Here is a 13976-nt window from a genome sequence, read left to right as displayed (position 1 = left end):
TCCATGATTTCCTGACGTCAAATTTCCTTGGTCACGCCGCGGGCACCGCTTCGATAAAACGCAAAATGCGCGTGGAAAGCTCGCTCGACAGAGGGAGCTGCGGATCCTTGTAAGACGCCAACTGACGTTTGATGTCGTTTGGCACGATGCGCAAGACGTGATTCATGCCCTCGATCAAGGCCAGTTCGGCATCGGGTTTGGCCTTTTTCAATAACTCTGCGTCACCAACACCCACCTGAATGTCATGGCGACCCTGCACGATCAGTGCGGGGACCTGCAGTTTGCCGAATGCGGCGGCAGGGTTTTGTCGGAACAGTGAAATCAGATAAGGCTGAACGCTGGGTCTGAAGACGACTTCCAGCTCTTTCGGCACAGCGTTGTCGGTCTTGCCCGCCTTTATTTCATCAATCAATTGATTGCTGCGCTGCAGCAAAGGTGGCGGCAAACGGTCTTGCAACTGTTCGCGCAATACCTCGTCCACCGGGCGCCCGGTACCTGCCACGGATATCACTGCGGCGGCACCTGCCTTTTCAGCGGCCAGGGAAGCGACGAGCGCACCTTCGCTGTGGCCCAGCAGGATCAATTGACCCAGGCGCGGGTCAGTCTTGAGTTTCCGGCCCCAGGCCTCGGCGTCGGCGACGTAGGCTTCGATACTCAGATTGCGCTCGTCAGGTGTTGCGGCCTTGCTCGCGGCGACACCTCGTTTGTCGTAGCGCACGCTGGCGATGTTGTGTTTGGCGAGGATCCGCGCCAGCCGTTTCATGCTGTCGTTACGTCCGCCGTCCGGGTTGTTGCCATCACGATCGGTAGGGCCGGAGCCGGCAATGATCAACACCACCGGCACCGGGGCGTTGGATCTGGGCAGCAATAAGGTACCTGCCAACTCGCCTGTCGGAGTTTGCAAGACGATGGGCCGCTGCAGAACTGAAGGAGTGGCAGCGTGAGCAAGCCCGGTGAGCAAGGGAAGAATCAAAGCGATAACGCGTAGCATCGTTGGGCCACTATCTGATGGGATGCCGATTGGACGCGGCCAGACGAATAAGGTTCGAGGATGAACTACGCGAGCAGCCTGCGTATACTGGCGGGTCTGTTTTTATCGATCTGGTTTTTTCGCTGATTTATCGGAGCGTCCGCATGTCCGGCAACACCTTCGGCAAGCTGTTCACTGTCACCACTGCTGGCGAAAGCCATGGTCCGGCGCTGGTTGCCATCGTTGACGGCTGCCCGCCGGGCCTTGAGCTGTCGCTGCAAGACCTGCAAGTTGATCTGGATCGGCGCAAGCCCGGCACCAGTCGGCACACGACCCAGCGTCAGGAAGCCGATGAGGTGGAAATCCTCTCCGGCGTGTTCGAAGGCAAAACCACCGGCACCTCGATTGGCCTGCTGATTCGTAACACCGATCAGAAGTCCAAGGACTATTCGGCGATCCAGGACCAGTTCCGTCCAGCTCACGCCGATTACACCTACCACCACAAATACGGCGTTCGCGATTATCGCGGCGGCGGTCGCAGTTCGGCGCGAGAAACGGCCATGCGCGTTGCGGCCGGTGCTATCGCCAAAAAGTATCTGGCGAAGATGGGCATCGTGGTCCGCGGCTACATGAGCCAACTGGGGCCGATTGAAATTCCTTTCAAGACCTGGGAATCGGTTGAGGAGAACGCTTTCTTCTGTCCCGATCCTGACAAGGTTCCGGAGCTGGAAGCCTATATGGACCAGCTACGGCGCGACCAGGATTCGGTCGGTGCGAAGATCACAGTGGTTGCCGAAGGTGTGATGCCCGGTCTGGGCGAGCCGATCTTCGACCGTCTGGACGCCGATCTGGCTCACGCGCTGATGAGCATCAACGCGGTCAAGGGTGTGGAAATCGGCGCCGGTTTTGCCAGTGTTGCGCAGCGCGGTACCGAGCATCGTGACGAGTTGACCCCCGCAGGTTTCACCTCGAACAATTCGGGCGGGATTCTCGGTGGTATTTCATCGGGGCAGCCAATTATTGCGCATCTGGCCCTCAAGCCGACCTCCAGCATCACTACGCCAGGCCACTCGATCGATGTGCACGGTAATCCGGTGGATGTGATCACCAAAGGGCGTCATGACCCTTGCGTAGGCATCCGCGCTACACCGATTGCCGAAGCAATGATGGCCATCGTGCTGTTGGATCATCTTCTGCGCCATCGTGGTCAGAACGCCGATGTTCAGGTGACAACGCCCGTGCTGGGTCAACTGTAATGCCCGATGGCGTTGCTGCTGCCAGGGCAAACTGACGTGACGCATCCCCCCGCTGGACAGCTGCCTTATTGGCGGCTGTCCAGTTTTTACGTGTTTTACTTCGCTTTACTGGGCTCGACAGCACCGTTTCTGCCGTTGTATTTCAGTCATCTCGGGTTCTCCAGCGCGCGAATTGGTGAACTGGTGGCGATCCCGATGCTGATGCGTTGTATCGCACCCAACCTCTGGGGCTGGCTGGGGGATTACACCGGGCGTCGTCTGGTAATCGTGCGCCTTGGCGCCATCTGTGGATTGCTCGCTTTTTCCCTGATTCTGATTGAGCAAAGCTATATTTGGCTGGCGATGGTCATGGCCCTGCACGCGTTCTTCTGGCATGCGATCCTGCCGCAATTCGAAGTCATTACCCTGGCGCATCTGCGAGGTCAGACGTCCCGCTACAGCCAGATTCGGTTGTGGGGCTCCATCGGTTTTATTCTTACCGTAGTGGGCGTGGGGCGTTTATTCGAGTGGTTGAGCCTCGACTATTTCCCTTATGTGCTGGTAGCGATCATTTTCGGGATTGTCATCAGCAGTTGGTGGGTGCCCAATGCGCACCCCGTCGTGTCCACGACTCATCCGGAAACGGGTGGTTTTTTCCGGCAACTGAGGCGGCCAGGGGTACTGGCTTTCTATGCCTGCGTCGGCTTGATGCAATTGAGTCACGGCCCGTATAACACCTTCCTGACCCTGCACCTGGATCAGCTGGGTTACGGTCGCGGGTTGATCGGGATGCTCTGGGCGGTTGGCGTGGTTGCTGAAGTGCTGATGTTCATGGCCATGAGCCGGATATTGCAACGCTTCTCGGTGCGCCAGGTATTACTGGTCAGTTTTTTATTGGCGGGATTGCGCTGGTCATTGCTGGGCAATTTTGCCGACCATCTGTCGGTGCTGCTCTTTGCCCAATTGCTGCACGCCGCCACATTCGGCAGCTTTCACGCGTCTGCCATCCACTTCGTGCAACGTAGCTTCGGCCCGCAGCAACAAGGCCAGGGGCAAGCACTGTACGCGGCGCTGGCCGGTACGGGCGGTGCATTGGGGGCGCTTTACTCCGGTTACACCTGGAACTTCCTTGGGGCAGGCTGGACATTTACCATCGCCAGTGTCGCGGCATTGGCCGCTGCCATCATGGCGGCTACACGAATGAAAGAGGAGCGGGCATGAGCCGCGAACAACTGAGTCAGGCAATTATCGACGCCGGGCGTTTTCTATACGGTCGTGGCTGGTCTCCCGCGACCAGCAGTAACTATTCGGCGCGGCTGTCTGCCAGCGAGGTATTGCTGACCGTCTCTGGCAAACACAAGGGGCAGTTGGGCATCGACGATGTATTGGCCACTGATCTTGACGGCAATAGCCTGGAGCCGGGGAAAAAACCTTCGGCGGAAACCTTGCTGCACACGCAACTCTACCGCTGCAAGCCGGAGGTGGGTGCCGTACTGCACACTCATTCGGTCAACGCGACCGTTCTCTCTCGTCTGACCGAGGCAGATCACCTGGTCTTCGAAGATTACGAACTGCAGAAAGCGTTCAGTGGCGTTGTCACGCATGAATCACGGGTCGTGGTGCCCATCTTCGACAACGATCAGGACATCGCGCGTCTGGCGGCTAAAGTGCAGCCCTGGCTGGATGCGCATCCCGATTGCGCCGGTTACCTGATTCGCGGCCATGGTTTATATACCTGGGGCGCGAAGATGAGCGATGCGCTGCGGCAAATCGAGGCGTTTGAGTTTCTCTTTGAATGCGAACTCAAGACCCTGGCCATACTGAACCGATAACGTTTTAGCATCAGCCCGAGCGACCTGTAAAAGTCGCGGGACAAACCGAACCGAGCCGAGGAGCGCAGCCATGAGCAGCCTGTATGTTTATCACCAGTCCAGCCCTGAGCAGCCACATAAAGTCCTGACCCATGTCGAAGATATCGCCTCGACCCTGGCCGAGCATGGCGTGGGTTTTGACCGCTGGCAGGCAGCCACGCCGATTACCCCGGGTGCCAGCCAGGAAGAAGTGATCAGTGCCTATCGTGTGCAAATTGACCGGCTCATGACCGAACGCGGTTACGTCACGGTTGACGTCATCAGCCTCAACAGCGATCACCCGCAAAAAGCTGAACTGCGCGCGAAGTTCCTCGATGAACATCGGCACTCCGAAGATGAAGTGCGTTTCTTCGTCGCCGGTCGTGGTTTGTTCACGTTGCACATCGGTGAGTATGTCTACGCCGTACTGTGCGAAAAGAATGACCTTATTTCAGTACCTGCGGGCACGCCACACTGGTTCGACATGGGCGAGAATCCGCATTTCGTGGCGATTCGCCTGTTCAACAATCCTGAAGGCTGGGTCGCGAATTTCACGGGTGAAAAGATCGCCAGTCAATTCCCGCAGCTCGACGATTTATAGGATTCGGTTTCCATGACAATCAAAGCGGTCCTGACCGATATCGAAGGCACTACCAGCGCGGTCAGTTTTGTATTCGACGTGCTGTTCCCGTTCGCGGCGAAGCATTTGCCCGACTTTGTTCGCCAGCAGGCTTCACGCCCTGATGTTGCCGCGCAGTTGCAGGCGGTGCGCGAGGACAGCGCGGAGCCGGACGCTGATGTCGAGCGTGTCATCGTGATTCTGCTGGCGTGGATAGCCGAAGATCGCAAGGCAACCCCGCTCAAGGCGTTGCAAGGCATGGTCTGGGAGCAGGGCTATAACGCCGGTCAGCTCAAGGGGCATGTTTACCCTGATGCAGTCGAAGCTCTTCAGCGCTGGCATGAACAGGGTTATGGCCTTTATGTTTATTCCTCGGGCTCGATTCAGGCGCAGAAGCTGATTTTTGGATGCTCCGAGGCAGGAGATCTTTCAGGGCTGTTCAGTGGCTATTACGACACCACCTCCGGTGCCAAGCGTGAGGCGAAGTCGTATCGCAACATCACCCAGGCCATTGGGCTGCTAGCCGGGGAGATCATTTTCCTTTCGGACATCGTCGAAGAGCTGGACGCCGCAAAGGCCGCAGGCATGGCTACTTGCGGGCTGGTACGTGTGGGCGGCAAGTTGCCTGGGCACGTCAACGTGGTCAGCTTTGCCGACATCGATCTGTCTGCATTCTAACGGCGAGTGGATGTGCTCCCCTCGTAGGCATCTTCGCGCCGTAATCTGCTGAGCCGAAGGGCGCAGTCGGTGCAGTTCAGTCAGCCCCATCCTGCGGAAAAGTAGGATGGGGCTTTTATTTGGGTAGGCAACACCTGTTTATTTCGAGTGTTGTTCTTCAGCACTTTTAATCGTGTAGTTTTCTGATTGATCCAGCTCTGGCGCAGCCTGACCAACAATCAATTCAATCCTGCGCCGTGACTGGGCAGAGGAGCGAATTGCGATGGGAAGTGCGGAATCAATCAACTCGACCGAAAATCCACTCATACAACAGATGGTCAGAAGCATTCACGAACTGGACAGTCATCAGGCCATCGAAAATGCGCTGGAGTGGTTGCGGCAGGAGTGTGAGTGTAAACGGGCGATATTTTGCCAGTTCAGAGGCTCGATGCTGCTGACGCTGGTGACCTCTAATGTCGATCCTCGGTGGAGTCAGGATTACCGAAGGCACCTGCTGCTAATGGACGATCCAGTGGTCAATCATTACCGCGAACAACTGGGGTTTATCGACTGGAAGTCAGCTTTCAAGCGTTATCCGGGCCCTGCCAGCTATGACCTGGCGGTGGAGCAGTATGGGCTGACACCCGCGTGTTCCTATGGGTACACAAGCCCGGCCCGAAGCTTTCAGGGCGTCACATCGATTTGCTCGCTCAATGGCTTGAGCCGGGGGCTTAAAGGCGCAGACAGGTATCTGCTTTCCAGTCTGGTGCCTGTGCTCCATCTGGTCGGGAGAGGGACGAAATTGCGATCCAGAGGGTTGAGTGAAAAGGAAATCGAGATACTTGAGTGGGCTCGCGACGGCAAGACAGCCTGGGAGATTGCCACGATTCGACAGGTGTCTGAGGCCACCGTCAAATATCACCTCAAGAGCATTTACAGCAAACTCGGAGTGTCCAACAAGGCTCAAGCGGTAGGCGAGGCGTTATGCCAGGGGATCATCAAATGAATGACACCTGTTAACTGAACCGGAGCCGGGAGATTTACTGCTGAGGGCTGGACTGCGCGGTAAGAAACGCTCAGGCAAAAAAAAGCCGTGAAAGCCAACAGGCAATCACGGCTAAACAAAGGGAGCGAAGCGTTTGAATCGGTGCAGCGTGAAACGGACAGTTGGAACTCTCGAAGCTCTGGATCAACAGACCCTGGATCAACGGGTGTGATACGTCGGCAGGTCGAAACGGTGCTGGCTTTGCAGCATGGAAATCGCCGGGAGGTCACTTGCCTGTCCAGCCAGGTCACGGCGGATCGCACTGATCACCCACTCAAGTTGAACCGGGGTGTGAAGCTGGGCGTAGGACACAGAGCGGCGGATTTGCTTGCCCTCGTTATTACGCAGAGAGAGCAGTACACCACCATCTGGGCGAGCTTGAGTGGTGACGTCGAATTCGGAAAATACGGAAGCGAATTTTTCTTGGATAAAAGTCATGTCTAGCGGCTCCATTGCTCATGGGATAACAAGCTTGGTAGTACTAGTGCAGTGACTGTGCCAGTATTTGCATTCGATAAAAATCCTTTAAAAACAAGTACTTGCACAAATCTGGTTTTTTCGTATTCGTGCAATATGCATGAATGGCTATCGGGCATCCTGCATTTTGCGGTTTTTTTCAGGTTTTTTTCAGCGGCGAGGGAACTTTGCTGCGCAGAGCAGAAAGGATTCAGCGGGTGGGTCGTGGCATGTTGCGTGAATAATCCGACCGCGCTTTCTGGTTTTTATTCGGGCATCCAATAAAAAAGATGGGACGGACGTCTCATCAGTCGATGAACGGTTAGTTTATGGCTCTACACCTTGACCCATGACGAACCGCTCTGGAGACTTGTTGTCATTAAATTGAAGGGGGAGAGCTGTCGTGCGGATACTCTTCTCACACCTGGATACTGCCGGAGTTACCCATGTCAGATCACCACACCAGCAATCAACCTGTACAAATGAACGACGAGGAAGCTCTGGAGTTTGCCGAGCAGGTTTTTGACGTAGCCCGTCGCGGGGACGCAGTGATGCTGGACAGGTTGTTGGAGAAAGGTCTTACACCTGATTTGCGCAACCACAAAGGCGACACGCTGTTGATGCTTGCCAGCTACCACGGTCACCAGGATGCCGTGCAGGTTTTGCTCAAGTACCAGGCTAACCCGGAGATTCGCAATGACAACGGCCAAAGCCCCATTGCCGGTGCGGCGTTTAAAGGCGACCTGGCCGTCGTCAAATTGCTGGTCGACGCAGGGGCTGAAGTTGAGGGTGCCTCTGCTGACGGTCGCACCGCATTGATGATGGCGGCCATGTTCAACCGGACCGAAATTGTCGACTACCTGATCAGCAAAGGCGCCAACCCCAACGCCCGTGATGCGAAGGGCGTGACGCCGCTGGCTGCCGCCCAGACCATGGGCGCAGCAGATACCGCAGCGCAATTGGCTCAACTTGCTGGCTGAAATGTAATACCGGCGTAAGTGATAGAGGCGCGAAGGATTTGTCGGTATCCTTCGCGCCTTTATTTTTGCTCGACATCAGGACCTCCCATGAAGAATCAACTCATCGAATTAATCGGCAAAATCAGTTCGGGTTGCATGGGGGAGCAGGATATCGAACGTGTTGCGGATGAGGCTGCCCAGGCGTACGCGGATCCGTCGGCATTTCTGGCGGCCAATCCCGATATCAACTACGACGACACGTTCCCTATTCCGTTGGGTGAATGGGTCGTGGTGGGGAGCCTCCCCGATACTGTTCTGTTCCAGGCTGACACTTACATGGACCTGTTCGCGCAGATCGTCGATTCATTTGGTAAAGATGTCGCGTTCAACATCAAGCCCAAACAATTGGCAAAGGTCGATGCGCTGGTAGCGCTCAATCGCATCCAGATCCAGCTGGGCAGCATGAACAAGGAAAACGGCGGGTATGTGCTGATGAATTTCAGTCAGCCTCTGGATGATGAACTGCAGGCAGTGTTGGTCTATGGCAGCGATCAGGCACGAGTGCTAGAGCTGTGTGCCGCGCTGAACATCCAGGCAGCGCCAGCACTGGAGGCGCTGCGCAGCCTTTAAACGCCTAGCCCAGCGCCGTGTCGAGGAACATCATCACCGCAAAGCCGCCCATCAGCCCTAGCGTTGCTGAAGTCTGATGGCCATTGCGGTGGGTTTCCGGAATGACCTCGTGGGACACCACAAAGATCATCGCGCCCGCAGCCAGACCCAGGCTGACGGGGTAAGCGATGGCAAAGCCGCTGGAAATCCCCAGACCAATCAGCGATCCGATAGGCTCCATCAAGCCGGAGCCTATCGCGACCAGCATCGCTTTCATGGCAGACAAGCCGGTAACGCGCAGCGCAAGTGCGATCGCCAGCCCTTCGGGAATGTCCTGAATCGCAATAGCGGTGGCCAGCGGGATGCCGACTTCCATATCGCCATTGGCGAAACCGACACCAATGGCCATGCCTTCGGGCAGGTTGTGCAGGGTGATCGCCAGCACGAACAGCCAGACCCGGTTGATGCGCTCCGAATGCGGGCCCTGCCGGCCAACGCTTTCATGTTCATGGGGCGTAAATTTGTCCAGACCGAGCATCAGCAGCACGCCCAGTCCTAAACCGACTACCACGGTACCCGCAGCGAGTGGCCCGCTATCGGTTATCTCACGAGCAGCAGCCAGCCCCGGCAGGATCAGTGAAAACGAGCTGGCCGCAAGCATCATGCCGGCGGCGAAGCCCAGCATGACGTCCTGAGTCCGCTGGGCAACATCTCTCAGCGCCACCGCCATGACTGCGCCGAGTGCTGTCGCGGCGAAACCGGCAGTGCCGCCCAGAAGCGCATAATGCAGGTTGTCCTGATTGGCGCCATAAACAGCGTTGTAGCCGCTGGCAATAAACAGCCCGAGCACGACCAGTATCACCAGCAGAAACCCCAGGCTGAGCAGGGGCGTGGACTGAGCATGGGCCAGCCATGAGGCCCAGAGCGATCTTGGTTGTGCGGGTGTTTGCATGACTGGCTGACCTGTCTGGAAAATCTGGACGTCAATGCGTAAATGCGGACGTGACTCGATTCGGAACGCAAAAATATGCCGTTGGTTCAACGGAACCCTGTAGGAATGCCACTATCCTAAAGGGGCAATTATTCAATCTGGAGTGACATCATGGGTTCGACGTTTAATAGTCTGGTAGGGCTGATCATATTGGCCCTCGATATCTGGGCCGTCATCCACGTATTGAAAAGTGGCGCCGAAACCGGGATCAAAGTCCTCTGGATATTGCTCATCGTGTTGATGCCTGTGCTGGGGCTGATCATCTGGGCACTCGCTGGCCCGCGGGGTAATGTGCGGATTTGATATCTGCTGGCATCGCGCTGTAGACGAGTGAGCTGTAGGAGCTGCCGAAGGCTGCGATAGCGGCGTATCAGGTTAAATGCTTCGCAGCCTCGGCAGCTCCTACATAAAGCGCATCTTCAAACTCAGGGATTTTTTTAACAGAAGCCCAAGGTTTTCAGTGGTTACAGCACCCAAGGTTCGACCTGTCATCTTTCCCAACGTAGAATGCGCGCCTTTCTTATGGGCGGCTGGCCGTCCTGTTTTCAGCATTCATCAGGGACCTACCCATGAGCGATTATCAAGAAACGTTGTACGAGGGTTACGGCCAGCGCTTTCGCATTGAAAAAATGCTTCACGAAGTGCGCACCGAGCACCAGCATCTGGTGATTTTCCAGAATCCGCGCATGGGCCGGGTGATGGCGCTGGATGGCGTAATTCAGACCACTGAAGCCGACGAGTTCATCTACCACGAGATGCTGACTCATGTGCCGATCCTTGCGCATGGCAAGGCGCGTCGCGTCCTGATCATCGGTGGCGGTGACGGCGGCATGCTGCGTGAAGTGGCCAAACATGGCACGGTTGAGCACATCACCATGGTGGAAATTGACGGCACCGTGGTCGAAATGTGCAAGGAGTTCCTGCCGGAGCATTCCAAGGGTGCCTTCGACGATCCGCGCCTGAATCTGGTGATCGACGACGGCATGCGTTTCGTCGCGACCACCCAAGACAAATTCGACGTGATCATCTCCGACTCCACCGACCCGATCGGTCCTGGAGAGGTGTTGTTCTCGGAAAACTTCTATCAGGCTTGTCATCGCTGCCTGAACGAAGGCGGCATCCTGGTCACGCAGAACGGCACTCCGTTCATGCAACTCAGCGGCGTGCAAACCACGGCAGGGCGCATGCGTGGGCTGTTCGCGGACTGGCATTTCTATCAGGCGGCGATCCCTACTTATATCGGCGGCGCAATGACGTTTGCCTGGGGTGCGACTGATCCGGCGTACCGCAAACTGCCACTGGAAACCCTACGTCAGCGTTTCGCAGGCAGCGGTATTGTTACTCGCTATTACAATCCCGAAATCCATATCGGCGCCTTCGCACTGCCTCAGTACGTGCTGCAAGCGGTAAACAAGCCAAGCAACGACTGATACCCTTCAAAAGGTTACGCAGGCCTGATCTGTCCATGGCAGGTCAGTTCTGCGTAGCACTCAATCAGCGGTAGTTGCCGCTCATTAGCCACTACGAAATTTTCACGCCCTGTCATAGAGAATTGCGCGCGATTTTCAGTCGCCTGCGATGGGTGTCGCTGTGGTCGGGTCTTTTTCACCCTGACTTCTTACCATCGAAGGTAAAACATCTGTCATGCATCGCTGCTAAACCGCGGGCGATCACGTAAGATTTGCGCCCTCCGTTCGCCAATGCAATGTCATTGCCGGACGCACGCTTTTCGAACCCTACTCTGAATCCAACGGATCCTAGAACAACATGGCTAAACCGGACGCTATGATTCATAAGCACGCGTCGTCGCGCTCGCTGCAACCTACCGTCAAATCCCACCTTGCGTACACGCTGCTCAGTGCTCTGGTGTTGATGGTGATGTACACGCTATTGCGCGTTGCGTTGCTGGTTTACAACCGCGAAATGATCGGCGATACACCGGCATCGACCTTTGTAGAAGCGCTGTTCAATGGGATGCGCTTTGACTTGCGTCTGACGGTTTACCTGATGATTCCGCTGTTGCTCTCGCTGTTCAGCGTCCGCGCGATGGCTGCACGCGGGTTCTTCCGTTTCTGGTTGACCCTGGTCGCCAGCATCACGCTGTTTTTCGGTCTGATGGAGATGGACTTCTATCGCGAATTTCATCAGCGTCTGAATGGACTGGTGTTCCAGTACGTGAAGGAAGATCCCAAGACCGTTCTGAGCATGTTGTGGTACGGCTTTCCGGTGGTTCGCTACCTGTTGGCATGGGCCGTGGTCACCTGGCTATTGAGTCTGGTGTTCAAAGGCGTTGATCGGGCGACTCGTCCGCGTCGTGAGTTCAGCGTCAGCAATTCCAGCAATCGTAATGTTGCGCCCTGGTATGCGCGCATTGGCGTGTTCGTGGTCTGCTTGCTGATTGCCGTGGTTGCCGCACGCGGTACGCTGCGTCAGGGGCCGCCACTGCGTTGGGGCGATGCTTACACCACCGAATCCAATTTCGCCAACACGCTGGGCCTGAACGGTACCTTGACGTTGATCGCCGCGGCCAAAAGCCGGATGTCTGAAGATCGCGACAATATCTGGAAAGCGACCTTGCCACAGCCGGCTGCTCAGCAAACCGTGCGGGACATGCTGCTGACCGCCAATGACAAGCTGGTAGAGCCTGATCTGGCTGCCATCCGCCGCGATTTCACGCCGCCGGTGGAAAATACTCTGCCGATCAAGAACGTTGTCGTCATCCTCATGGAAAGCTTCGCCGGTCACTCGGTGGGCGCTCTGGGGGACGAGTCGAATATCACACCTTACTTCGACAAACTGTCGAAAGAAGGGCTGTTGTTCGACCGCTTCTTCTCCAACGGTACGCACACCCATCAGGGTATGTTCGCGACCATGGCGTGCTTCCCGAACCTGCCTGGTTTCGAATACCTGATGCAGACGCCCGAAGGTGCGCACAAGCTGTCCGGTCTGCCGCAGCTGCTAAGCGCTCGTAACTATGACGACGTTTATGTCTACAACGGTAACTTCGCCTGGGACAACCAGTCGGGTTTTTTCAGCAATCAGGGTATGACCACGTTTATCGGTCGTGGCGATTACGTTGATCCGGTGTTCTCCGATCCGACGTGGGGCGTTTCCGATCAGGACATGTTTGATCGTGGCGCTCAAGAGTTGAAAGCCCGGGGTGCAAACGGCAAGCCGTTCTATGCCTTGCTGCAAACCCTGTCCAACCACACGCCTTACGCGCTGCCGCCAAAATTGCCAATGGAGCCTGTTACCGGGCACGGCTCACTGGATGAGCACCTGACGGCCATGCGTTACTCCGACTGGGCGCTGGGGCAGTTCTTCGAGAAGGCCAAAAAAGAGCCGTATTACAAGGAAACCTTGTTCGTGGTCGTGGGCGACCATGGTTTCGGCAACAATCAGCAAATCACTGAAATGGACCTGGGTCGCTTCAACGTGCCGCTGCTGCTTATCGCACCAGGCATGCAGGAGAAGTTCGGTCAGCGCAGCAGCATTGTCGGTACGCAGATCGACATCGTGCCGACGATCATGGGCCGTCTTGGCGGCGAAACCCGTCACCAGTGCTGGGGGCGTGACCTGCTTAACCTGCCTGCTGGCGACAAGGGCTTCGGCGTTATCAAGCCCTCGGGCAGTGAGCAGACGGTTGCTCTGATCACCGGTGACCGGATCCTGATCGAGCCCAAGGAGATGGATCCGAAGGTGCTGTCCTACACCCTTGGCCGTACACCTCACGCTGAAGTGATTCCGGATGCACCGGATACCCAGGCGTTGCGCGAGAAGCTCGACAGCTTCCTGCAAACGGCGACCAAGAGCCTGCTGGATAACACTGCCGGGGTCGAAGCCAGCAAGAACTGATCCCGTGGTGATGTAATGCAAAAAGCCCCTCGCGCAGGGGCTTTTTGTTGTCTGGTGTATGCGAAAGGCACCGTCATTTACACCGCGCTGTCGCGCAGCGAAGTTGGACCTGTAGGAGTGAGCTTGCTCGCGATGACGGCCTGGCAGTTAAATACCTGTGACTGATACGCCGCTATCGAGAGCAAGCTCACTCCTACAGCCCAAGCGATTCAAATCCTGTGAACGAATGCCCGCATCAAAAGGTCAAGATCACGTAAGCCGCATTGTCGGCTGCCGAGGAGACCTTGATGAAACAGTGGACCATTTCGTATCTCGACAAAGACGGTGTGCAGCAAAGCCATGCTATGGAGTCCGAGCATCGTCCCAGTGACGAGGAGGTTGCTCGTCGTCTGCGACCTATATTGTTTCCGGTGGCTGATGAGCTGGACATGAATGACCTGGAAGGCCGGACAGCCGAGCCTACGGCCAAGTCGTTGAAAGACCAGAACTCCGTGCAGATCCTCTCCATCAAGGAGGCTTCCTGATCACGCGGAAAAAAATGCCCTGATCGGGAATTGGCAGAAGGCCGATGATGGGGTTACTCTGCAAGTGAGACGGGTGAAACGCTTCTCCCGTTTTCTCCATGTCGATGCCGGTCCGCAATTGGATACGGCCTTGTCAGCTACATGCTTGATCCTGGGGCGGCGGAGTATCTGCCGTGGACGACCTGCAAGGGCGCGTCATTCGGGAA

At 56.4% G+C, this 13976-nt stretch carries 15 protein-coding genes; 12 read left to right on the top strand and 3 right to left on the bottom strand.

The window, feature by feature from the left end:
* Positions 1-31 precede the first annotated feature (31 nt).
* A complete protein-coding gene (locus tag AUC61_RS21210; protein WP_243248102.1) occupies positions 32-991 on the bottom strand; it encodes an alpha/beta hydrolase in 960 nt (319 codons plus the stop codon).
* Positions 992-1134: 143 nt separating this feature from the next.
* Between AUC61_RS21210 and aroC the strand changes: the two genes are divergently transcribed.
* From aroC to AUC61_RS21180, 6 genes are all read left to right on the top strand, one after another.
* A complete protein-coding gene (aroC, locus tag AUC61_RS21205) occupies positions 1135-2226 on the top strand; it encodes a chorismate synthase (protein WP_243248101.1) in 1092 nt (363 codons plus the stop codon).
* A 36-nt stretch (positions 2227-2262) separates the two neighbouring features.
* Positions 2263-3426, top strand: coding sequence for an MFS transporter (locus AUC61_RS21200; RefSeq protein ID WP_243248100.1), 1164 nt, complete (start codon positions 2263-2265; stop codon positions 3424-3426).
* Positions 3423-4037 carry a methylthioribulose 1-phosphate dehydratase gene (locus AUC61_RS21195; RefSeq protein WP_122665594.1) on the top strand — a complete coding sequence of 205 codons (615 nt, stop codon included), beginning with the start codon at positions 3423-3425 and terminating at the stop codon, positions 4035-4037. Before AUC61_RS21200 ends, AUC61_RS21195 begins: the two co-directional genes overlap by 4 nt.
* A gap of 70 nt (positions 4038-4107) precedes the next feature.
* Complete coding sequence (locus AUC61_RS21190; protein WP_122665593.1) at positions 4108-4656, top strand: 1,2-dihydroxy-3-keto-5-methylthiopentene dioxygenase; 549 nt, start codon at positions 4108-4110, stop codon at positions 4654-4656.
* 12 nt (positions 4657-4668) lie between these two features.
* Positions 4669-5352 carry an acireductone synthase gene (gene mtnC / locus AUC61_RS21185; protein WP_243248099.1) on the top strand — a complete coding sequence of 228 codons (684 nt, stop codon included), beginning with the start codon at positions 4669-4671 and terminating at the stop codon, positions 5350-5352.
* 262 nt (positions 5353-5614) lie between these two features.
* Positions 5615-6337, top strand: a complete 723-nt coding sequence (locus tag AUC61_RS21180; protein WP_243248098.1) for a helix-turn-helix transcriptional regulator — start codon at positions 5615-5617, stop codon at positions 6335-6337.
* A 198-nt stretch (positions 6338-6535) separates the two neighbouring features.
* Here the strand turns inward: AUC61_RS21180 and AUC61_RS21175 are convergent, their stop codons facing one another.
* Complete coding sequence (locus tag AUC61_RS21175; RefSeq protein ID WP_122665590.1) at positions 6536-6814, bottom strand: DUF3509 domain-containing protein; 279 nt, start codon at positions 6812-6814, stop codon at positions 6536-6538.
* Between the two features lie 464 nt (positions 6815-7278).
* Between AUC61_RS21175 and AUC61_RS21170 the strand changes: the two genes are divergently transcribed.
* Complete coding sequence (locus AUC61_RS21170; RefSeq protein ID WP_243248097.1) at positions 7279-7812, top strand: ankyrin repeat domain-containing protein; 534 nt, start codon at positions 7279-7281, stop codon at positions 7810-7812.
* An 87-nt stretch (positions 7813-7899) separates the two neighbouring features.
* The gene (locus tag AUC61_RS21165) at positions 7900-8421 is read left to right on the top strand and encodes a hypothetical protein (protein WP_243248096.1); all 522 of its coding nucleotides are present in this window, start codon (positions 7900-7902) and stop codon (positions 8419-8421) included.
* Between the two features lie 4 nt (positions 8422-8425).
* On the opposite strand, the gene AUC61_RS21160 is transcribed toward AUC61_RS21165, so the two are convergent.
* The gene (locus tag AUC61_RS21160; protein WP_243248095.1) at positions 8426-9352 is read right to left on the bottom strand and encodes a ZIP family metal transporter; all 927 of its coding nucleotides are present in this window, start codon (positions 9350-9352) and stop codon (positions 8426-8428) included.
* Between the two features lie 150 nt (positions 9353-9502).
* On the opposite strand from AUC61_RS21160, the gene AUC61_RS21155 reads away from it, so the two are divergent.
* From AUC61_RS21155 to AUC61_RS21140, 4 genes are all read left to right on the top strand, one after another.
* The gene (locus AUC61_RS21155; protein ID WP_027898882.1) at positions 9503-9694 is read left to right on the top strand and encodes a PLDc N-terminal domain-containing protein; all 192 of its coding nucleotides are present in this window, start codon (positions 9503-9505) and stop codon (positions 9692-9694) included.
* A gap of 266 nt (positions 9695-9960) precedes the next feature.
* Positions 9961-10821 carry a polyamine aminopropyltransferase gene (gene speE / locus AUC61_RS21150; protein ID WP_243248094.1) on the top strand — a complete coding sequence of 287 codons (861 nt, stop codon included), beginning with the start codon at positions 9961-9963 and terminating at the stop codon, positions 10819-10821.
* Between the two features lie 337 nt (positions 10822-11158).
* Complete coding sequence (locus AUC61_RS21145; RefSeq protein ID WP_243248093.1) at positions 11159-13246, top strand: LTA synthase family protein; 2088 nt, start codon at positions 11159-11161, stop codon at positions 13244-13246.
* A gap of 287 nt (positions 13247-13533) precedes the next feature.
* Positions 13534-13770 carry a hypothetical protein gene (locus tag AUC61_RS21140; RefSeq protein ID WP_122663860.1) on the top strand — a complete coding sequence of 79 codons (237 nt, stop codon included), beginning with the start codon at positions 13534-13536 and terminating at the stop codon, positions 13768-13770.
* The last annotated feature ends 206 nt before the right edge of the window (positions 13771-13976 follow it).

The organism is Pseudomonas maioricensis, assembly GCF_022790535.1.
GTDB lineage: Bacteria > Pseudomonadota > Gammaproteobacteria > Pseudomonadales > Pseudomonadaceae > Aquipseudomonas > Aquipseudomonas maioricensis.
Note: the sequence above shows the minus strand (reverse complement) of the source record. Positions and strands in the feature narration are given on the sequence as shown.